The 19583-nt window shown below is 64.3% G+C and carries 17 protein-coding genes and 1 pseudogene; 6 read left to right on the plus strand and 12 right to left on the minus strand.

Annotation, left to right across the window (positions count from 1 at the left end):
* Positions 1-256: 256 nt before the first annotated feature.
* The gene (locus NH14_RS16240) at positions 257-1615 is read right to left on the minus strand and encodes an NAD(P)/FAD-dependent oxidoreductase (protein WP_035525577.1); all 1359 of its coding nucleotides are present in this window, start codon (positions 1613-1615) and stop codon (positions 257-259) included.
* A gap of 101 nt (positions 1616-1716) precedes the next feature.
* Here NH14_RS16240 and NH14_RS16245 point away from each other — a divergent pair, with 101 nt between their 5' ends.
* Positions 1717-2673 carry a LysR family transcriptional regulator gene (locus NH14_RS16245; RefSeq protein ID WP_035525575.1) on the plus strand — a complete coding sequence of 319 codons (957 nt, stop codon included), beginning with the start codon at positions 1717-1719 and terminating at the stop codon, positions 2671-2673.
* Positions 2674-2695: 22 nt separating this feature from the next.
* On the opposite strand, the gene NH14_RS16250 is transcribed toward NH14_RS16245, so the two are convergent.
* The gene (locus NH14_RS16250; protein ID WP_035525573.1) at positions 2696-3340 is read right to left on the minus strand and encodes an FMN-dependent NADH-azoreductase; all 645 of its coding nucleotides are present in this window, start codon (positions 3338-3340) and stop codon (positions 2696-2698) included.
* 417 nt (positions 3341-3757) lie between these two features.
* On the opposite strand from NH14_RS16250, the gene NH14_RS16255 reads away from it, so the two are divergent.
* The gene (locus tag NH14_RS16255) at positions 3758-4081 is read left to right on the plus strand and encodes a cupredoxin domain-containing protein (protein ID WP_407947155.1); all 324 of its coding nucleotides are present in this window, start codon (positions 3758-3760) and stop codon (positions 4079-4081) included.
* A 14-nt stretch (positions 4082-4095) separates the two neighbouring features.
* A complete protein-coding gene (locus NH14_RS16260; RefSeq protein WP_035525571.1) occupies positions 4096-4938 on the plus strand; it encodes an FTR1 family iron permease in 843 nt (280 codons plus the stop codon).
* 168 nt (positions 4939-5106) lie between these two features.
* On the opposite strand, the gene NH14_RS16265 is transcribed toward NH14_RS16260, so the two are convergent.
* The 6 genes and pseudogenes from NH14_RS16265 to NH14_RS16290 form a co-directional block, all read right to left on the minus strand.
* Complete coding sequence (locus NH14_RS16265; RefSeq protein ID WP_152617121.1) at positions 5107-5604, minus strand: hypothetical protein; 498 nt, start codon at positions 5602-5604, stop codon at positions 5107-5109.
* A 512-nt stretch (positions 5605-6116) separates the two neighbouring features.
* A pseudogene (locus tag NH14_RS16270) lies at positions 6117-6389 on the minus strand (GMC oxidoreductase); the annotation flags it as partial.
* 13 nt (positions 6390-6402) lie between these two features.
* Positions 6403-7497, minus strand: a complete 1095-nt coding sequence (locus NH14_RS16275; RefSeq protein ID WP_035525568.1) for a porin — start codon at positions 7495-7497, stop codon at positions 6403-6405.
* An 86-nt stretch (positions 7498-7583) separates the two neighbouring features.
* On the minus strand, positions 7584-8300 hold the full coding sequence (locus NH14_RS16280; protein WP_035525567.1) for a sulfite exporter TauE/SafE family protein: 717 nt from the start codon (positions 8298-8300) through the stop codon (positions 7584-7586).
* A 68-nt stretch (positions 8301-8368) separates the two neighbouring features.
* On the minus strand, positions 8369-9865 hold the full coding sequence (locus tag NH14_RS16285; protein WP_084225340.1) for an amidohydrolase family protein: 1497 nt from the start codon (positions 9863-9865) through the stop codon (positions 8369-8371).
* 26 nt (positions 9866-9891) lie between these two features.
* Positions 9892-11301, minus strand: a complete 1410-nt coding sequence (locus NH14_RS16290) for a uracil-xanthine permease family protein (protein ID WP_084225338.1) — start codon at positions 11299-11301, stop codon at positions 9892-9894.
* Between the two features lie 249 nt (positions 11302-11550).
* Between NH14_RS16290 and NH14_RS16295 the strand changes: the two genes are divergently transcribed.
* The 3 genes from NH14_RS16295 to NH14_RS16305 all read left to right on the plus strand — a co-directional run bounded on the left by NH14_RS16295 (position 11551) and on the right by NH14_RS16305 (position 16003).
* A complete protein-coding gene (locus tag NH14_RS16295) occupies positions 11551-12591 on the plus strand; it encodes a LacI family DNA-binding transcriptional regulator (protein ID WP_035525566.1) in 1041 nt (346 codons plus the stop codon).
* A 539-nt stretch (positions 12592-13130) separates the two neighbouring features.
* Entirely contained in the window at positions 13131-14273 is a 1143-nt protein-coding gene (locus NH14_RS16300) for an extracellular solute-binding protein (RefSeq protein ID WP_084225336.1), read from the plus strand.
* Positions 14270-16003: a sensor domain-containing diguanylate cyclase gene (locus tag NH14_RS16305; RefSeq protein WP_052147988.1), complete on the plus strand. Its 1734-nt coding sequence runs from the start codon at positions 14270-14272 to the stop codon at positions 16001-16003. The genes NH14_RS16300 and NH14_RS16305 overlap by 4 nt, the downstream gene beginning before the upstream one ends.
* Before the next feature lie 23 nt (positions 16004-16026).
* Here the strand turns inward: NH14_RS16305 and NH14_RS16310 are convergent, their stop codons facing one another.
* From NH14_RS16310 to cdhC, 4 genes are all read right to left on the minus strand, one after another.
* Positions 16027-17019 (minus strand): alpha/beta hydrolase, encoded by a 993-nt coding sequence (locus NH14_RS16310; protein ID WP_052147987.1) that lies wholly within the window; start codon positions 17017-17019, stop codon positions 16027-16029.
* Positions 17006-17509 carry a thioesterase family protein gene (locus NH14_RS16315; RefSeq protein WP_035525565.1) on the minus strand — a complete coding sequence of 168 codons (504 nt, stop codon included), beginning with the start codon at positions 17507-17509 and terminating at the stop codon, positions 17006-17008. The genes NH14_RS16310 and NH14_RS16315 overlap by 14 nt, the downstream gene beginning before the upstream one ends.
* 89 nt (positions 17510-17598) lie before the next feature.
* Positions 17599-18564: an L-carnitine dehydrogenase gene (locus NH14_RS16320; protein ID WP_035525564.1), complete on the minus strand. Its 966-nt coding sequence runs from the start codon at positions 18562-18564 to the stop codon at positions 17599-17601.
* A gap of 59 nt (positions 18565-18623) precedes the next feature.
* Positions 18624-19553: a 3-dehydrocarnitine:acetyl-CoA trimethylamine transferase CdhC gene (cdhC, locus tag NH14_RS16325; protein WP_035525562.1), complete on the minus strand. Its 930-nt coding sequence runs from the start codon at positions 19551-19553 to the stop codon at positions 18624-18626.
* Positions 19554-19583: the final 30 nt, after the last annotated feature.

The raw sequence follows: 19583 nt of genomic DNA on the forward strand, positions 1-19583 counted from the left end.
GAACGCCCATGCCCGCTCGACTCGCTACTTCGACATGATTTGCCGCTGCGGCTCCGTTCGTGAGGCCGCGCGGTGTTTGCACCGGACGGCTCGGCCGTCAACCGGTCCCGATTACGGCGGCGGCGTGAAGTATTCGCTGTTCGAGCAGAACGTGGCGATTGCCGAGTGGTTCCGCAGCAAATGGCAATCGAACGAGGCTGGACGGGACGCGTGATCGAAGCGGCGGAGCCGATGCACGCTCCGCCGCTGGCACATCTCAATGGAGCTTGATCGAGGGCCGGTTGTAACGCTGCAGAAACTGGCCCAGCGTCTGGAGCAGCGTGTGCCGGGTGCCGTGCACGCCCAACAGGTGCTTGCGATACAGCAGCCGGTACAAGCCCGACGCAGCCAGCCCGTCGACGATCACGGAGCGCTCGCGCAGGCGCAGATCCGCCTGGTAAAGCGCGCCGGACGCGCCGAGCGAGACCACCGTGCCAGCGTCGCGAAACACAAATCCCGCAACCGCCTTGCCTGCGATGCGCCGCGCGAACGCCTGGCTCAGATAGACCGCCTGCTGGTGGGCAACCTGGGCGCGCGGCGGCAGGTAACGGCTCGAACCGCTTACGGGGCAGGCCGCACAGTCGCCGAACGCGTACACGTGCGGATCGTCAGGCGTTTGCAAGGTATCCGTCACGATGACCTGATTCGACGCGCTCAGCGCGAGCCCTTCGATCGAGCGCAGCATCGCGGGCCCGGCCACGCCAGCGGCCCAGATCGTCATATCGGCGGGCAGTATCGCGCCGTCCGAAGTCACGATGGCATCTTCTTCGACGCTCGCCACGCGGGTGTCGGTCAGCACCTCGATATGCAGGCGTTCGAGTTGCGCCTGCGTGCGCGCCGAAATGCGCGGGTCGAGCACCGGCAGCACGCGCGCCGCGCCTTCGATCAGACGAATCTGGACGTCGCGGGCAGGATCGAGCGCCTGGAAGCGATACGCCGCGAGTTGCCCCACCGCGTGCCGCAGCGCGGCGGCCAGTTCCACGCCGGTCGCGCCGGCGCCGATCACGTTGATGCACACCGGCCGCACGAGCGGCGCACCGGGAGCATCGGCGAGGTGATTGACCTTCGCGCAGGCTGCGAGGAACCGCTTGCGGAAATCCTCGGCGTGCCCGACGTGTTCGAGCGGCAGCGCATGGCGCGCGGCGCCAGGCACATTGAAGAAGTTAGTCACGCTGCCCACGGCCAGCACGAGGTCGTGATATGGCACCTCCCGTTGCGGCACGATCTGCGCGCCGTCGTTGTCCAGCACCGCACCGATGGTGGCGATGCGGCGCGCGCGATCGACCGACTTCAATTCGCCTTGCACGAACTCGAAGCCATAGCGCTTTGCCTGCGCCGCATATTCGATCGTGTGCGAAGCGGGATCGCGGTGACCCGATGCGGCTTCATGCAGAAGCGGCTTCCAGAAGTGCGTCGGTAAGCGGTCGACGAGAACGATGTGCGCCTGTCCGCGGCGGCCGAGCGTGCTGCCCAGGCGCGTAGCGAGTTGCAGGCCGCCGGCGCCGCCGCCGACAATCAGGATGCGGGGCGGGTTAGCCGCGCGCTCCTTCGCGAGAATGCCAGGGATGAGTGCCATTGTTGTCTTCCAGAATGAAATCGGTTTGAATATCGCGCGACTTGATTTCACGATATCGTTTCGCGAACCCAAGAACAATTTAATGTTTATAGGCGACCGATATGCTTTCACTTATAGGAAAGGCGGCCACGTTCCGGCAGCTCAAGGCGCTCGACATGGTCATGCGCATGGGGAGCGTGTCGCGCGCGGCGCAGGAACTGCATCTGACGCAGCCGGCCGTGTCGCTGCAAATCCGCCTGCTGGAGGAAGCCGTGGGCGCGGCGTTGCTGCAACGGGTGGGCCGGGGCGTGGAACTGACCACGGCGGGCGAAATCGTGGGCCGCTATGCGCGCGAGATCCTGCATCTCTGGCGAGAAGCGGGTGACGAAGTGGCGGCCTTGAAGGGCGATCTGGGCGGGACCTTGCGCATCGGCGCGATCACAACCGCCGAATATCTGATTCCGCCGCTGCTGGTCCGATTCACGGCCACGCGCCCGCATGTGAAGACCTACTTCAAGGTGGGCAATCGCGAGGAGATCATTCGCATGCTCGCCACGCATGAAATCGATCTCGCGGTCATGGGCAGTCCGCCCAAGGAACTGCGCACGCATGCGGCTGAATTCGCGAAGCATCCGATGGTGTTCGTCGCCGCGCCGGAGCATCCGCTCTTGCAGCGCAAGCGTATTTCAATGAAGGATCTGGAATCGGCGCACCTGCTGGTGCGCGAGCGCGGCGCGGGGACGAGAACGACGGTCGAGAGCCTCTTCAAGACGTCTGGTCATCGATTTCATGTGGGATCCGAACTATCTAGCAACGAGGCAATCAAGCAGATGGCCGAAGCCGGGCTCGGCGTGGCGTTTCTGTCGCGTCATGCGTGCGCGCTGGAACTGCGCGCCGGGCTGCTGAAGGAACTGCCGTTCGCGGGCAACCCGGTCGAGCGCGAATGGTACGTAGTGACGCTGGCCGACCGGCGCATTTCCCAGGTGACCGGGCTGTTTCGCGATTTCCTCATCGAACAGGGCGCGCCGGTGATCGATCTCGCGATGCTGGCCTCTTCCGGCGCGCGGCGGAGAAAGTAGGGAGTCAGGCGCGCTCAGACGTTCAAATCCCCCGTGGCCGCCTGCGTTTGAGCGCGACGATGTTCGCGTCGATCCAGCGGCGCGCGCTGGCGAGCATGATGGCTTGCTGCTCGGGGCCGCTCCTGACGCCTTCGACGGTGACGAACTCGACATTGCGAATGCCGATGGTCGCGAACACCGCGCGAATGTAGCCCGTGAGGTAGTCGGGCTGGCGCGCGGCGCCGCCCCAGGTGAAGAGTCCGCCCGACGAGACCGCGACCATCACGGGGCGATCCCTGAGCAAGCCGATCTTGCCCTGCGCGGTCATGGTGAAGGTGCGCCCGAGGCGCATGACGTGATCGAACCAGGCCTTCAATCCCGAGGGCGCGCCGTAGTTATGCATGGGCGTGCCCATCACGACCACGTCGGCCAATTCGAGTTCTTCGATTAGCTGTTCAGAAAGCGCGAGGGCTTCGTGTTGCGCTGCGCTGCGCGAGTGGGCCGCGACCAGCATGGCGTCGACGAATTCGGCGCTCAGGTGCGGCGGCGGCGCGTTGCCCAGATCGCGCCGCTGCACGCGCGCCCCGGGGTTTTCGCCCAGCAGCGACTCGACCGCGTAGCGCGTCACCTGGCTACTGACCGAGGCGTCGCCGCGCGGGCTGCACTCGATATGCAAGATCTGGTTCACGCCTCGACGGCCTCCGATTCCATGCACCGATCCAATCCGGGAACGTTCGTGAAAATCGATGTTCGCGAGGCGAGTGCGGTTTTTGCGCTATATGCGCTAAGGAGCGATCCTATCAAGCTGCGCGCGCGACGGCACCATCGCGGTGCGCATGTTGTTCATACCAGGGTGCTGATAAGCCCTGGCCGTGACACATCGGCCATCCTCGCCATCGAGAGCGGGTTTGCGTTGGGGGATCAGCTCAACTCAGGTAAGCGCCGCCTGGCTTCTTCGGGGCGTCCTTGATGCCGTGTTCCTGTTTGATACAAAGTGAAATCCATAGTGCCAAAGTGGTTAATCTTCAGAAGATGCGAATCGATCTTATTATCTCCTTTATTACTATTTGTTACTGAACAGCCGATCCTCATGAAAACAACACGCATGTTCGTCGCTATGGTCCTGGCCTCGGGGGTCTTGCAAGCACACAACGTGTTCGCAGCGGATGAGTCATACAGCCTGACTGTGAAAGACCACAAGTTCTCGCCGGCCGAGCTGACCATCCCAGCGGACAAAAAGGTGAAGGTTACGGTGAAGAATCTTGATGCGACGCCCGCTGAATTCGAAAGCGATGACTTCAAGGCCGAGAAGGTGATTCCCGCCGGCAAACAGGTTGATGTCTTTATCGGACCGTTGAAGGCAGGCAAGTATGAGTTTCACGACGAGTACCACGAAGCAGAATCGAAGACCTATCTGATCGTCAAATAAGCGCAAGCGACATCATGCTATCCACCGCTCTCATTGTTTTCCGTGAAGTCCTCGAAGCCGCCCTGGTCGTGTCGATTGTATTGGCGGCTACCAAAGGGGTCCTCAATCGTGGATGGTGGGTGAGCGGTGGCTTGCTCGGTGGCGTCATCGGCGCGGGACTCATTGCCCTGTTTGCGGACGTCATTTCGTCGTGGGCGTCGGGCATGGGCCAGGAAGTGTTCAACGCCGGCGTGATGTTTATTGCGGTCGCCATGCTCGCATGGCACTGCATCTGGATGGGCAAGCACAGCCGCGAAATGGCGCAGCAGATTTCGGCAGTAGGCAAGGCGGTGGCGGCGGGAAGCCGGCCGCTGACCGGGCTCGCGATTGTCGTTGGCGTGGCGGTGCTGCGCGAGGGTTCGGAGGCTGTCCTGTTTCTGTATGGCATCGCAGCGGGAGACGCGGGGCAGACGCCGCAGATGATCGTCGGCGGATTGCTGGGTGTCTTCGGTGGCGTCGGTCTGGGTGCCGCGATGTATGCAGGTCTTCTGCGGATACCACTCAAGCGTCTCTTCGCGGTGACCAACGTACTTGTTATCCTGCTTGCTGCGGGCATGGCGAGCCAGGGCGTGGGCTACCTGGCGGCGGTGGGAATCCTGCCGTCGTGGGGCGATACGATCTGGGACACGTCCTGGTTGCTCCGCGATTCCAGCGTCGTCGGCAAGATGCTTCATACGCTCGTTGGCTATACCGCGCGGCCGGCCGGCATTCAGATTGCGGCCTATATCGCGACCCTGGTCATCATCGTGCTGCTCGCTCGCGCAGTGGGCCGTCCACAGGCGGCGGCAGCTGCAGGGCAGTCACGACAATCTGCGTAGCGGCGGCTGCGGGAGCGAGCTAGTCCCACGGGATAAAGATGCGCCTCGGGCGGGCATGATTGTTTGCCGTGTTACTTCATAGAACCACTAAGCACTCGAGGGTGATGCGCGGGGGTGGCAGACGGTTCAGTAACCGGTGGCGACATGATGAATGCCGCGCCGCTGCTCCTACGCGCGGCGGCGACCTTTCCTCGCCAGCCCGTTCAGCGCCGGCACAAGCTGCTTGAATTGCTGGAACGCGCCGTCGCGATGTGCGCGTGCCACCGCGTGAACCTGCGCTTCATCCTCGCGGGTCCATTGGAGGATCGCGGCAATCCGTTCGGCCTCGCGGCGGGTCCATAGCGCACGCACGACACTCATGGGCCGCCCACGCACCGTCGAGCGCACTGACCAGTAATCGAACTCAGCGTAGAACCGCCGTGGGCCGCGAGCGCCTTCCGGGCGCTGCCGGCACAACCGCCATTCGAATTTTTCGTCGTTCCATAACCGGTGATTGAAACCCGTGGGCCATTCGAGTTCGCGCGGGATTAACGCTTCGTCAATGAGTTGCTCCATGGTGCCGAGCACTTCGAAATAACCGAGTTCGGGAGCGAAATTAAAAACCGGAGTGTCGGGGACAGTGAAGTCGATACAGTGCCCTCGCCTGTCGTCGGTGGGAGTGTTCACAGCGCAATCTCCTGTGCTGGGTGTGAGGCCCGGCTCCCGCTCTCAATCGGGGTGGGGGTGGCCGGGCGCAAGACGGGGTTGAGAGGCCGGCGCAAAGGAACCGGTGAGCCGAAGCTCCCCCGCCAAGGCCCGGCCATTGAAGGCGCGCATTGGCATTGGCATGCGGACGAAAAAAACGCCGCTCGCGAGCGGCGGCGGTCCGCCTTTGCATTTCCGGCTCTCACCCCGGGTCGCTGCTGTTTCAGCGACGCTCTGGCATTCATTATCGGGATAATGAGCGTCTGCGCTAAGTGACAGGGTGACGCCCTGGACCGCTTGTCGCAGGAGATAAACGTGGCGAGATCGACGAGCCGCGAGGATTTTTGCGATTAAATTGGGAGGTGCGGACCGCGGGGAAGGTATCGCGAGGAATGACACTCGACTACCTGGACTTCATCGCATAGAAATAAAAAAAGCGCCCATTGACGCTTGATATCGTCAACGTCAATGGGCGGCTATTCCGAGCAGACCGATTACTTCGCCGCCTGCCGGATCATATCCACAGCCTTCTCGGCAATCATGATCGTGGGCGCATTGGTATTGCCGCTCACCACCGTCGGCATGATCGACGCATCCACGACGCGCAGCCCGTTGATCCCATGCACGCGCAATTGCGCATCCACCACCGCGAGCGGATCGCTGCCCATCTTGCAGGTGCCCACCGGATGGTACTGGGTGTCGGCGCGGCGGAGGATATCCTGCTCCACGGCGCGCTGGTCCGATTGATTCAACCAACGGCGGCTGTGCCCCGCCGCCGCGCTAGAAGAAGTGATGAATCCCAGCCAGCACGACCGTCTGCGATCCCGAAGACGATGCGCCTATCCCCATCGTGCTGGCAACCGCGCCCGACGATGCGCGCTCGACCATCACGTCCATATAAAGCTGCGTGCGCTTCGAGAGCGAGTACACATTGGCGAGCGTCGCCTGGGTCCAGCGCTTGCCGGCGAGCGTCGTGGTCCAGGCGCCCGCGCCCACCATATAGGCGGGCGTGATCTGGAAATTGGCGCCGCCGTCGATGGTGCGGTAGTTCTGCGCCTCGCCATGCCGTTCAATGCGCACCTGCGTGTAGAGCGCATGCAATTGAACCCTCCCCCACTGATAGCTGCCGCCGATACCCGCATTGCGCACGCGCTCGGCTACGAACGGTGCGCCATTGGAGAGGCTCACGCCCTCGAATGCATTCAGGCCCAGCCCGCCGGCCAGGTTGAGCGAGCGGTCGTGGTACTCCGACCAGGCGGCGGCCAGCTTCAGCGGGCCGTAGCCATAGTTCGCGCCGAAGCTGATGGTGTGGCCTGTCGTGCTGCTGCTCGAATTCGTGAAGCCGTAGAGCGCGCCAATGGTGAGGCCTGCGAACGGCTGGCTCACGAACTTCGCCGTATTGGACAGTTCGACGGGAACGGTGTTGGCGAGCCCGTCGACGTTGCCCGGATGAAAGGCGGAGAAGTCGCTAAGCGACTGGGCGGTCGAAAGCGGGCCGAGCATTTCGAAGTGGAAGTCGGTCTGGCGGCCGAGCGTGACGGTGCCGATGCCGTTCTTCACGAGACCCACCCAGGCCTGGCGGTTGAAGAGCGTTCCGGCGCTCGACATTGCGCCGGTGAGCGTCGAGAAGCCCGACTCCAGCTTGAACACGGTCTTAAGCCCAGCGCCCAGATCCTCGGTACCCGTCAGGCCCCAGCGATCGGCCTGAAACGTGCCCTGTTCAGCGATGAACGCATGCGAGCCGTGCAGATTGCTGACGTAGCCAACGCCCGCGTCCAGACTGCCGTACAGCGTAATGCTGCTCTGTGCGTGCGCACCAGAAATGTTGGCAATACTAAGCGCCATGCAGGCGGGCGCTAACAGATACTTCTTCATTGGGGGTCTCATCGCGATGCTCTATTTTCTCTGTTGAACGAGCCGGCTCTGAACGAGCCGTTCTTGTCTGCAATGACTTCGGGGATTCACGTCAAGGTCTGGTACAGGATTGCCGCGCCCGAAACGATCGCGAAGCCCATCACGCTGATGCGCAGGACCTTGCTGTTCAGTCGCTGATGCACGTGCTGGCTGATGAAGGCGCCAAGAATGACGGGCGGCACGAGCAGCAGCGCGGAAACGAACCGGTCCACGCTGATCTGGCCGGTGAAGCTGAGCATCACCAGCGAAACCGCTTCGCCAATCGCGAAGCACAGCGCGATGGTCGAGCGCAGCGCGGGCGCTCGGTAGTGCTGGAAGACCATCGCGAGCGCCGGTCCGCCAATGCCCGTTGCGGTTTCGGTGATGCCGGTCACGGCGCCCGCCGTGATCAGCGCGTTGCGGCCTGGCGCGAAGGTGGGCGCGCACAGCGTGGCGACAGCGGCGGCAATCGTCGATGCGCCGATGAACAGGTTCAGGTCGTGCGCCGAGATGCGCGAGATGATCAGCACGCCGCCCACCGCGCCCACCGTGCGCCCGACTGTGATCCATAGCGTGCCGTTCGAATCGAGCGCCGGGCGCTCGCGCCACGCGAGATAGACGTTGAGCGGCAGCATCAGAATCAGCAGCGACACGGGCAAGAGGCCCGGATCGATCAAGCCGATCACGGGGGCGCAGATGAGCGCGAAGCCCACCCCCACCGCGCCTTGAATGAACGCGGCAATCGTTACGGTGGCGGCAAGAATGAGGAATACGGTCAGACTCACAGATGGGTTCTCCTAAGGATGGACAGCTATGCGCGGGGCGGATCGAACGGCAATCGCGCCCGCGTGTTTCAGCTACTCGATACCAGCGGCGAGAGCGTTTGCGTGGCGGACTGAGCCTGCGTTGCGCCGCAAACCGTGGGGGTGTCTGGCGTGACCGGGTTGATCGACAAAGGCGCAGCATGCACCCGCTTGATAGGTGCGAGCGCAACGACGGCGGCGGCGGCTTCATCGACTTCGCGCAGCAGCGCGCGCGCGTCCCAGTCGATGGGCCAGCCGTGCCACAGGCGCAGGCGTCCCGCCACGAACACCGCATCGATCTGGCTGCGATTGGCGAGGCGCACGAGCTCCCATTCGAGCTCCCACGAGGGCCGCATTTCGGGCACGTCGAGATCCACGAGCAGAAAGTCCGCGGCTTTGCCCGGCGCGATTTCGCCGGTCAATGCGCCAAGGCGCACGGCGTCGGCACCGCCGCGCAGCGCGTGATCGAGCCAGAGCTTGCCCGCGCCGCACGACGAGTCGCCCGTAGCAAGGCCGAAGGCGAAACGTTGCGCGGTCTCGGCTGCGTCGAGCAACCGGAATGCGTCGCTGCGCGTGCCATCGGTGCCGAGGCCGAAGCGAATGCCGAGCGCGGCCATCTGCAGCGCCGGGGCCACCGCGTTGCCCTTCCACGAACTCGCGACGGGGTTGTAGCTCACGGCCGCGCCCGTGTCGCGCAGCAGGTTCAGCTCGGAAGGCGTGACGAGCGTGGCATGCGCGATCAGCGTTTGCGGCCCCAACGCGCCCGCATGGTGAAGGTGCTCGATGGGGCGCATCTTGCGCGCGACGATCGAGCGCTCGACGGAGGCGAGGTGCTCGTTGGCATGCGTCTGGAACACCGCGCCGGCCTCGGCGCACATAGCGGCCACGGTTTGCAGCATGCCGTCCGAACCTGCTTCGGGCACCGAAATAGCCAGCGACGGATGCACGAGCGCATGGCCGCTCCAATGCCCCAGATGGGCCTGCGCGCGGGCGACGATAGCGCCGCGCTCGCGGGCGTCGATATGGTCGCCCATGTCGTTGCAGATCTTGCCGAGCACGCAGCGCACGCCCACTTCCTGGGTGGCCGCGGCGATCGTCGAGATGTCGCTGTCCGAGCGCGTGCCGGCGTCGCAAACGGTCGTGAAGCCGCCGCGCAGCGCTTCGAGCGCGGCCAGCCTGGTCGACAGGTACAGCAGGTTCTCGTCGAGGCAGTTTTCGAGCGGGACCCAGATGCGGCGGTAGATCTCCGAGGGCTCGCCAAACGCGAGCGCCTTGCCGAACGACTGCGTGAGATGGTGATGCGCGTCGACGAAGCCGGGCATCAGCAGCTTGCCCGGCAGCGCGAGCGGCGTCAGCAGCGGGTAGCGCGCAACGAGTTCGTCGGCGTGGCCGATGTCGCGAAAGCGCCCGTTGGCGACCACGACCGCATGCTCGCGCACCGGACCTTCGGCGAGCAGCAGCGTTTCGGGCAACAGCAGCAGTTCATCGGCGCACAGTTCGGTGCGGGAAAGGGAGCAGGGCGAAGCGGCTGTGGAGCGAGTTTGCATGATGATGAAGTTGGGCTGTATGGGGTTCAGTGGCAGGAAGGGGTTTCGTTGACGGTTGCTTCAAGCGCGCCAGCCGCATGGGATGCGTGGGCCGCATGGGCGGTGCGGCTTGTGCGGCTTGTGCGCGGCCGCCAGCGCAGGCTCAGGTGTTCGAAGATCAAGTTGACGATCACGGCGGTGAGCGCGCCCATCGCGAGCCCGTTGCCGAGCACGATTTGCAGCGTCGCGGGAAAGCGGCTGTAGACGCCGGGCACGACGATCGGCAGGATGCCCATCGTGAGCGCGGCGGCGAGCGTGTACATGTTGGCGCGCGCGCGCAGGTCCACCTGGCGCAGCAAGTTGATGCCCATGACGCCGATGATCGAGAACACGATCAGCGCGGTGCCGCCCACCACCGCGGCGGGAATGGCGTTGGCGAGGCGCGAGAGCGGCGCGAGCAGCGCGATTACGATCAGCAGCGCGCCGGCCATCGCGGTGACGAAGCGCGAGCGGATGCCGGTTGCCTCCACGATGCCGATGTTTTCGCTGCTCGTAATGATGAGCGAGGTGCCGAAAAGCCCGCCAACCATCGACATGAGCGCATCGGCGCGAATGGTTTGCGGCACGGCTACGCGCGGGTCGATTTCCTTGCCCACGATCTCGGCGATCGCCACGGTCTGGCCGGTGGCCTCCGCCATCGAAATCACGCTGAAGATCAAGAGCGGCAGCGCGGCGAAGAGGTCGAAGCGCGGCATGCCGAACGGCAGCGGCGTGGGCAGCGTGACGAGCGCGCCGCTCCAGACGCTGGCGAAACTCATCAAGCCCAGCGCCGAGGCCAGCGCCGCGCCCGCAAGCAGGCCCAGCAGCACGGCCAGTTGCCCGAGCATGCCCTTGAAGAGCTTCGCGAACAGCACGGTGAAGGCGACCGTGGCGAGCGCGAGGCCGATCCCGGCGGGGCTGCCGAACTCGGCGGTGCCGGGGCGGCCAACGATCACCACGCCGTAGATGCGGATCAGGTTGACGGCGACGAGGATCAGCATCGTGCCGATCACGATGCGCGGGAAAAAGCGCAGGCAGCGGCGGAACACCGGCAGCAGCAGAAAGTAGAACAGGCCTGTGAGGATGGTCGCGCCGGCGGCCGTGCGCAGGTCGGTTTGCTGCGCGATCAGCACGAACAGGACCACCGGCGCGCCGCCCGGCACCATGATGAACGGCAGGCGCGCGCCAAAGCGCAGCGGGCCGAACGATTGCAGCAGCGTGCCGATTCCGCAGACGAGAAAGGTCGCGCTGATCAAGTCGACGGTCAGCGCCGACGACAGCCCGAGCGCTTTCGCGACCAGAAAGACCGCCGTGATGGGGGAAGCGGCCACCACCAGCACGTGCTGAAGGCCGAACAACATCAGTTTGACGAGCGGCAAGCGCTCGTCTACGGGGTGAACCTGCTGGGCTTTCGTCATGACTGCGTGTCTCCATGTGCCGCAGACCGCCTCACGTCTGCGAGGGTGTGTCGTTGTTCTGGGGAAGCTGCTTTACAAAAACCGCATCCCAAATCGATTTGGGATCGCGCGCAAAAAATTGGGCGGGCGCCCAAAATCGATTTGCTATCGTAGAATGGTGCGTCCCGAAGGCCTTGTCAAGCCGGATTATTTATCGACCGATTGGTCGCGATAGCCCACAAACCCCGGACTCCAAGCGAGAAAAACAGCATGCAAAGTTCAGCGCCGCCCAAGCCGCGGCCGACCATTGCCGACGTTGCCCGCGCAGCGGGCGTCTCCACGACCACCGTTTCGCATGCGTTGAACGACAAGGGCTATGTCGATCCGCAAACGCGCCAGCGCGTGAAGGACGTGGCGCGCGAACTGGGCTACCGCCCGAGCGTGCGCGCGCAGCGGCTGCGCACCGGCGAAGCGCGCACCATCGCGCTGCTTTCGTCGATGCCGTTCGAAATCGCCGGAGGCGCGTCGCGGCTCGGGTTTCTGATGGAAATCGCGGCGGTCGCGGCCGCTGCCGCGCTCACGCGCGGTCTCGCGCTGGTGCTCGTGCCGCCCATCATGGCGGGGCGGTTGCCGCTCGAGCAGCTCGACATCGACGGCGCCATCGTGATCGAACCCACCGCCGACGATGCGAACGTGGCCCATCTGCAGGCGCGCGGCTTGCCGGTCGTGTGCCTCGGGCGCATGCCCGGCAACGACGCGCTGCCCTATGTCGACATCCACTCGTTCGCCACCACGGCGCTGTTGCTGCGCCATCTGCATGAGCAGGGCAGCAGGCGGATTGCGCTTCTGATTGGCGCGCAGCAGCGCAATTCATATGTCGAATCGCGCGCTGCGTACGAGCAATTCTGCGCGGAGCACGACATGACGCCCGTGATCGCCGTGGCCGACGAAGCGGGCGGCGAGGAAGCAGGCCGCGAAGCATGCGCTGCGCTGTTGCAGCAGCACCCGCAGCTCGATGGGCTGTGCGCGCTGGTTGACGCGTTTGCCGTGGGCGCGGTGCAGGGCATTGCCGACGCAGGCCGGCGCGTACCCGAGGACATCAAAATCGCGACCCGTTACGACGGGATTCGCGCGCGCAGTTGCCGGCCGCCGCTCACGGCCGTCGATCTTCACCTCGACGAAATGGCCTCGCAAGCCGTGGCGCTGCTGTTCGATCATCTGGCGGGCAAGGGCGGGGCGGACTTTGCCACGCCGCCCGATCCATCACTGGTGATTCGCGAGTCTTCGGCTGCTGCCCGGGACAACGCCTGAGGTTTCGCGCGCAACAAAGCCTGGATGCCTGCAAACCACCTTCGCGGGTTTTCAACGGCTCCAGGCAATTCCTGAGTCACAAATCAGGAAAACCTGATTTCCGCTACGTGTCGGCATGCCTATTCTCCCTTTACGCAAATACACGCAACGGAGGATTCGTGAACCGTTCTGAAGACGTCATTGAGGCTCTTGGACCAATCAGGGCGAAATAGGACCGGCATTAAATGAGTGACTTGCCTGAGGCTGGCTTCGACTGTCTCCGTCGGACGAGCCTCGGGTTTTTTTTCATACTAAAAGAGGATTTAAAGAAGTTAGATATCGTTTAAAGGTTCGTCCCATTTCATCCAATCGCACTTTCCCTTGCGTCGAAAAATATTCCAATTGCATATTCTGGTTTTCGATTTTCGATAAGATGTGCAGCGGGAACGCATAAAAGATTCCCATCGGGATAAGGGGTCGAGCGAAGCGGCGTTTTCGCTTGGTCAAAAACGAGAATGCGCTTCGCGCAAGCCTGAAGCAGCATCGAATAAGTTGGCGAAATGAGGCGACGCTTCAATACGGTCGTTGGCCGTTTCATCCGGGGAAAAGGCACACCCCGCCGCGCGGGCAGATGGGTCACGCCGGCGGCTTTGGCCGTCCTGTTGATGTCCTTTTTCTGGGCGCATACGCTCGCGGATTCTCACGGCCCGAAGCAGTCCGTGCTGCGCGTGCTCGCGTGGCCCGGCTATGCGGACGAGGACTGGGTTCGCGCATTCGAGAAGCGCTTCCACGCCAAAGTCGAAGTCACGTTCGTCGATTCCGACGAAGCGCTCTGGGCCCGCATGCACAGCGCGGAGCCGCAGCCGTTCGACGTGCTGGCGGCCAATACCGCCGAGATCGAGCGCTACGCGCAAGCCGGCCTGCTCACCGCGCTCGACCTTTCGCGCATTCCAAACCGCCGCTGGCAGCAGCCTTATTTTCAGCGGGTAGCCGAGATTCGCGGGCTCGTGAGCGCGGGCCGCACCTACGCGATTCCGTTCACCTACTCGTCGATGGGGCTTATCTACGACCGCAAGCAGATTGCCGAGCCGCCTCATTCGATGCGGGCGCTATGGGATCCGCGCTATCGCGGCAAGGTGCTCGATTTCAACAGCGCGCAGCACAACTTCTCGTTCACCGCGCTGGCGCTGGGCTATCCCGACCCGTTCCACCTGACGCCCGAGCAACTGCGCACCGTCACGCGCGAACTCGTGCGCTTGCGGCGCAATCTGCTCACGTACTACACGTTGCCCGAAGACGCCACCGAGCAGTTCGTGCAGCATCACGTGGCGCTGATGTTCGGCAATTACGGCACGCAGCAAGTCGAGCAGCTGCGCCATGCCGGCGTCGACGTGGGCTACGTGATTCCGGACGAGGGCGCGCTGGCGTGGCTCGATTGCTGGGCCATCACGCGCAACGCGACCAATCCGGCGCTGGCCTACCACTGGATCGACACCATGCTGGAGCCCGATGTCGGCAAGCAGCTGACGCAGCGCGAAGGGCTTGCCAACACCATGACGCCCTTGTCTGGAGTTGCTTCCGGCGATCGCGCCGGTGCGGGGCCGCGCCTCGTCTGGATCCAGGGCGTCGAGAGCACTGACGAGCGAGAAGTGCTGTGGCGCCGGATCAAAGCGGGCGACCCGCTGGAGCGCTTCGCACCATGATCAAACTCGGACTGACTTCGCGGCTTTCGATCCTGCTGGTGTGCATTGGCGTGGCGGCGTCGGGTGCAACGGGCTATTCGACCTATCGCGCCAATCGCAAGATGCTCATGCACGAAGCGGAGCGCAGCCTGCTCACCTCGACGCAATTGCTGAGCCAGCGTTTCACCGCCGCGCTCGGCGACGTTGCCGACGACGCGCTCGTGCTCGCGACCCTGCCTTCGTCGATGGCGGTCGCGCAAGGCGACGCGCCGCGTCCCGCCGATGCGCGGCTCAAGCAGGTGTTCAGCGGCTTCATGCTGCATCACGCCGAATATCTGCAGATACGCCTGATTTCGCGCGGGCAATACGGTCTGGAGCGCGTTCGCGTCGAGCGCGACGCGAGCGGCATCGAGGTCGTGCCCGATGACCAATTGCAGGAGAAGGGCCAGTTTCCGTACGTGTACGACGCGCTGGCAGCGAATGCGGAGCGCGTCTACATCTCGCCGATCGGCCTGAAGGCGCAGCATGGTTCGGAACCGGGCTCGACGCTGCCGGTGGTGATGGTGGGCGCGCCGGTGACCAATCAAAACGGCGACAAGGTGGGCGTGCTCGTCATCGACGTGGATCTCACCAAGGTGTTCGAGCGCATCGAACGCGATCTGCCGTCCGACTACGCGGTGTATATGGCCAACGAGTGGGGCGATTTTCTGCTTCATCCGGACCCCGGCCAGACCTTCGGCTTCGAGCGCGGCCACCGCGTGCTGATGCAAAAAAGCTTTCCCGCCACCGAGCCGCTCTTCACGAACGGGCCGCCGAGCCTGACGTTCAACGGCTTTGCGCGCGGCAACGAGCCGCCGGCCGAAGTGTTCGCGTTCGTGCGCTCGCCGTTCGGCCTCGCGGGCGGCAAGCGCTTTATCGCGCTCGGGCTCGCGCGGCCGCTCACGGACGTGCTCGCCCCCGCCAACGAACTCGGCGCGCAAATCATGCGTCTCGTGCTGATCTCCAGCACCATCGCGATCGTGCTGGCGATGTTGTTCGCGCGCGCGTTGGCGCGGCCGCTGCGCACGCTCGCCTATGCAGTGACGCACATCTTCGACGAGGACGCCATCGAGCGTTTGCCGGTCGGGCGCTCGGACGAGATCGGTGTGCTCGCGCGCTGCTTCGACCGCATGCGCATGGAGATCCGCTCCCAGGTGGATGCGCTGCATGCCCGCCAGCAGGAGCTGGCGCACCGGGCGGGGCACGACCCGCTGACCGGCCTGCCCAACCGCGCGCACTTCCTCGAACAGTTCGAGCTGGCGATACGCCGCGCGGCGCTGAGCGACGAGCCGCTGGCAGTGATGTTCGTGGACCTGAACGACTTCAAGCAGATCAACGATCAATTCGGGCATTCGACCGGCGACCAGACGCTCGTGGCCGTTGCGCAGCGCCTGCGCGCGGCGTTGCGCGGCACCGATGTGGTCGCCCGCTACGGCGGCGACGAGTTCGTGATCCTGGCGGGCGGCGTGCGCTCGACCGACGCGCTGCGCGTGGCCGCTGGCCGCGTGCAACTGGCGATGGAGGCGCCCGTGCAACTGGGCGAGCATCTGATGACGGTGGGCGTGAGCATCGGCATCAGCGAATTTCCCGCCGACGGCAAGTATGCCGAAGAACTACTGGCGAAGGCCGATACCGCCATGTATGCGGCGAAAGCCGCAGCGGGCTCGCACTTCGTGCGCTATCAGGAGTTGGCGAGCGCGTCGGAGGGCTGACGCCCGCGCCGATCGAGACGTCTTCACCCGGCGGCCCGGTCAACACGAAATACACCGCGCCCGGCATTGGAGCATGCCGCTGCGTTCCCGGCCAGGAACCGGCATACCTCGCGATGCATCCATTGCACGCCAGGGCTCGTCGCCAGCGCACGCCAGGAGCCGTGCACGAGGCCGGCGCCCACAGGGGCATGCGCGTGGCCGCCCGCCGCGCGAATGCGCTCGGCGAACACGCGCGCGTCGTCGCATAACGGATCGTGCTCGACGCCAATCGCGAGCGTGGGCGGCAAGCCGTCGTAGCGAGAGGCTTCGAGCGGAACGGTCCATGCGGCAAGCGTCCGATTCTCGACGTCCGCGCCCCAGTACAGCGCGCCGTAGTGTTTTACGTCGGTGAGCGTGAGCATCGGCGCGTCGGCTTGCGTATCGCGCGCGGGCAGCTGCGGCTCGATACCGAGCAGCGGATAGACCAGCGCGATGCCATCCACGCCGGTAATGCTTTCGTCACGCAAACGCAGCGCGACGCTCGCGGCGAGCGTGCCGCCCGCGCTGTCGCCTGCGAGTTGCAGCGACCGGGGCAGCGCTCCGAACGGCAAGCGCCCGGCGAGCGCTGCACGCGTGACGGCGAGGCAATCGTCGTGGGCGGCAGGTGCGGGATGTTCGGGTGCAAGCCGGTAGTCGAGCGCGACCACGCAAAGGCCCGTATCCGCTGCGAGGCGCGCCGTGATCAGATCGTGGCTTTGAATCGATCCCACGACAAACCCGCCGCCATGAAAATACAGCACCGTGCCCTTCGACTGCGCGCGCCCGGCGGGCGCATACAACCGCAGCATCACCGTCTGACCAGCGGGCGAGATGAACGGCGCATCGTGCGTGCGCACGCCATCGGGCAACGGCGGCGTGAACGCGGCGGCAAACCGTTCGTACGTCGCGCGTTGATCGTCCACGGTCGCAGCGGGGTGATCGCCCGAATACAACGCATTGGCGCGCTCGACGAACGCGGCGATCTCAGGTTCGAGCATGATTGCGGGCTTGCGCAGGCAAAGCAATCACGCGCCCGGCATATTCGGCAACCGGCAGCGCGGCCTGCCGGTCGACGAGCGAGCGCACGCGCGTTTGCACATCGCTATCGAACGCGGCAGAGCGCGGCCCGCTCGTATCGACGTGCAGCAGCATTTGCTCGCCGGCTGCGACGGGTTGGTCGCCATCGTCCGCGAACATTTCGAGGTACAGATGAATCCGCTTCGCATCGTGAGCGAGCGCGCGCATTTCAACGCGCACCTGCGCGCCTTGCTTGATTTCCTGCAGATAGTGGATATGCGCTTCGAGCGTATAGATCGAGCGGCCGCGCGCTTTTCGCACGCTGTCGTCGAGGCCGATCTCGTCGATCAGCGCATCGACGGCAAAGCTGAAGATCAGCATATAGAACGCGTCGCGCAGATGGCCGTTGTAATCGACCCACTCGGCGCGCACGACATCGTGATACGCCGACAATTGAGCGTGTCGCGGCATGGTCAATGGCTCCGTTGTTTTGAATGAGGGTTCGTGCTCGCGGGGCATCGTGCTTCAATGCCCTGCGAGTGTCCAGACAGTGCTCGACTTTATTCGTCGGCACCCAGGCCATGGCGCGCTTTTGTGTCGGCAATCGCTTGCAGCACGTTCGTGATGCATTCGTCGCGATAGCGTTCGAGTTGCTTGATCGATCGCGGCCCCACCTGCTGCGCGGTTCCGTCGACAACGCGATCGATCAATTGGTCGGTCAGCTTCGGCGCGACGAGCTTGGTCCACGGCAATTCAAGTGCGGGACCGAACTGCTGCATGAAATGGCGCATGCCCGCGTCGCCGCCCGCGAGCGTGTAGGTGAGGAACGTCCCCATGAACGACCAGCGGATGCCCGCGCCAAAGCGGATCGCATCGTCGATTTCGCCCGTGGTCGCAACGCCCTCGTTGACGAGATGCAGCGCCTCGCGCCACAACGCTTCGAGCAGACGGTCGGCGATAAAGCCCGGCACCTCCTTGCGCACATGCAGCGGCCGCATGCCAAGCTCGTGATAGATACGCATTGCGGCATCGATAGTCGCAGGCGCCGTGTGCTCGCCGCCCACCACTTCGACCAGCGGCAGCAGATAAACGGGGTTGAACGGATGGCCGACGATGCAGCGTTCGGGATGCAACGCGCGTGCATAGAAGTCGGTCGGCAACAGACCCGACGTCGACGACGCGATGATCGCATCGGGCTTCGCCGCGCGGCTGATCTGCTCATGCAGCGCGAGCTTGAGTTCCTCGCGTTCGGGTGCGCTTTCCTGAATGAAGTCGGCCTGCGCGACGCATTCTTCGATCGTCTTCACGAAGCGCAACCGCTCCTGCGAGGCGCCTTGTGCGAGTCCAATGCGTTCGAGCGCGGGCCAGGCGTTCGCGACATTGTCGCGCAACTGTTTTTCCGCGCCCGGGGCCGGGTCCCATGCCACAACGTCGAGTCCGTGCGCCAGCGCGCGCGCGACCCAGCCGCTGCCGATCACGCCCGAGCCGATGGCGGCGAATGTCTTGATGCTGGTGATCTCTTTCATTTGCGGTGATGATCTGGAAGGGTTGAATGGGGTTAAAGCGGTCGATGTGTTTCGACGTGTCACGCGTACTGTTCGGCGGCGCGCTTGTCGAGCAGCCGTTCGCCGCGTGCGCGCAAGCCGAGTTTCTTGCGGCCTTCGGCGGGCGTCAGCGCGCGGCCGCCCAGACGCTCGATGATCTCGATGGCGCGCGTGACCAGGGAACCATTGCTCGCGGGCACGCCCTTGTCGAGCCAGATGTTGTCTTCGAGGCCGACGCGCACATGCCCGCCCAGCAGCATCGCTTGCGCGACCATCGGCATTTGCATGCGGCCGATGCCGAAGCCCGCCCATTGCGCGCCCTCGGGCAGGTTGTCGGCCATCGCCTTCATCGTCGTGGTGTCGGCCGGCGCGCCCCAAGGAATGCCGAGGCACAACTGGAACAGCGGCGGCGCATCGAGCAAGCCTTCCTTCAGCAATTGCTTCGCGAACCACAGATGGCCCGTATCGAAGATCTCCAGTTCGGGCTTGACGCCGAGTTCCTGAATGCGCTTCGCGCCTGCGCGCAATTGAGCCGGCGTCGACACATAGATATAGTCGCCATCGCCGAAATTGAGCGTGCCGCAATCGAGCGTGCAGATCTCCGGAAGCAGTTCTTCCACATGCGCAAGCCGCGTCAAGCCGCCGACCAGGTCGGTGTTCGCGCCGAAACGCATCGGATCTTCGCCGGGACCGATCTCGAGGTCGCCGCCCATGCCCGCGGTCAGATTGATGATGACGTCCGTATCCGCAGAGCGGATGCGATCGACGACTTCACGATACAGGTTCGGATCGCGGCTGCCGCGCCCGGTTTTGGGATCACGCACATGGCAATGCGCGACGGTCGCGCCTGCTTTTGCAGCCTCGATTGCCGCGTCGGCAATCTGCTTGGGCGTGACGGGAATGGCGGGGTGCTTGCCGACGGTGTCGCCTGCTCCCGTAACGGCACAGGTCACGATTACTTCGAGGTTCATGCTTGCAATTCCTGTTAGACGTTGCAATGG

Source organism: Paraburkholderia sacchari (assembly GCF_000785435.2).
GTDB lineage: Bacteria > Pseudomonadota > Gammaproteobacteria > Burkholderiales > Burkholderiaceae > Paraburkholderia > Paraburkholderia sacchari.

What these genes read in the sequence shown, in the direction of transcription:
- NH14_RS16310 (WP_052147987.1), bottom strand. Translation starts at nt 17,019, where the DNA reads ATGCTCGAACCTGAGATCGCCGCGTTCGTCGAGCGCGCCAATGCGTTG.
- NH14_RS16300 (WP_084225336.1), top strand. Translation starts at nt 13,131, where the DNA reads ATGAGGCGACGCTTCAATACGGTCGTTGGCCGTTTCATCCGGGGAAAA.
- NH14_RS16240 (WP_035525577.1), bottom strand. Translation starts at nt 1,615, where the DNA reads ATGGCACTCATCCCTGGCATTCTCGCGAAGGAGCGCGCGGCTAACCCG.
- NH14_RS16245 (WP_035525575.1), top strand. Translation starts at nt 1,717, where the DNA reads ATGCTTTCACTTATAGGAAAGGCGGCCACGTTCCGGCAGCTCAAGGCG.
- NH14_RS16315 (WP_035525565.1), bottom strand. Translation starts at nt 17,509, where the DNA reads ATGCCGCGACACGCTCAATTGTCGGCGTATCACGATGTCGTGCGCGCC.
- NH14_RS16285 (WP_084225340.1), bottom strand. Translation starts at nt 9,865, where the DNA reads ATGCAAACTCGCTCCACAGCCGCTTCGCCCTGCTCCCTTTCCCGCACC.
- NH14_RS16260 (WP_035525571.1), top strand. Translation starts at nt 4,096, where the DNA reads ATGCTATCCACCGCTCTCATTGTTTTCCGTGAAGTCCTCGAAGCCGCC.
- NH14_RS16275 (WP_035525568.1), bottom strand. Translation starts at nt 7,497, where the DNA reads ATGAAGAAGTATCTGTTAGCGCCCGCCTGCATGGCGCTTAGTATTGCC.
- cdhC (WP_035525562.1), bottom strand. Translation starts at nt 19,553, where the DNA reads ATGAACCTCGAAGTAATCGTGACCTGTGCCGTTACGGGAGCAGGCGAC.
- NH14_RS16255 (WP_407947155.1), top strand. Translation starts at nt 3,758, where the DNA reads ATGTTCGTCGCTATGGTCCTGGCCTCGGGGGTCTTGCAAGCACACAAC.
- NH14_RS16320 (WP_035525564.1), bottom strand. Translation starts at nt 18,564, where the DNA reads ATGAAAGAGATCACCAGCATCAAGACATTCGCCGCCATCGGCTCGGGC.
- NH14_RS16290 (WP_084225338.1), bottom strand. Translation starts at nt 11,301, where the DNA reads ATGACGAAAGCCCAGCAGGTTCACCCCGTAGACGAGCGCTTGCCGCTC.
- NH14_RS16295 (WP_035525566.1), top strand. Translation starts at nt 11,551, where the DNA reads ATGCAAAGTTCAGCGCCGCCCAAGCCGCGGCCGACCATTGCCGACGTT.
- NH14_RS16305 (WP_052147988.1), top strand. Translation starts at nt 14,270, where the DNA reads ATGATCAAACTCGGACTGACTTCGCGGCTTTCGATCCTGCTGGTGTGC.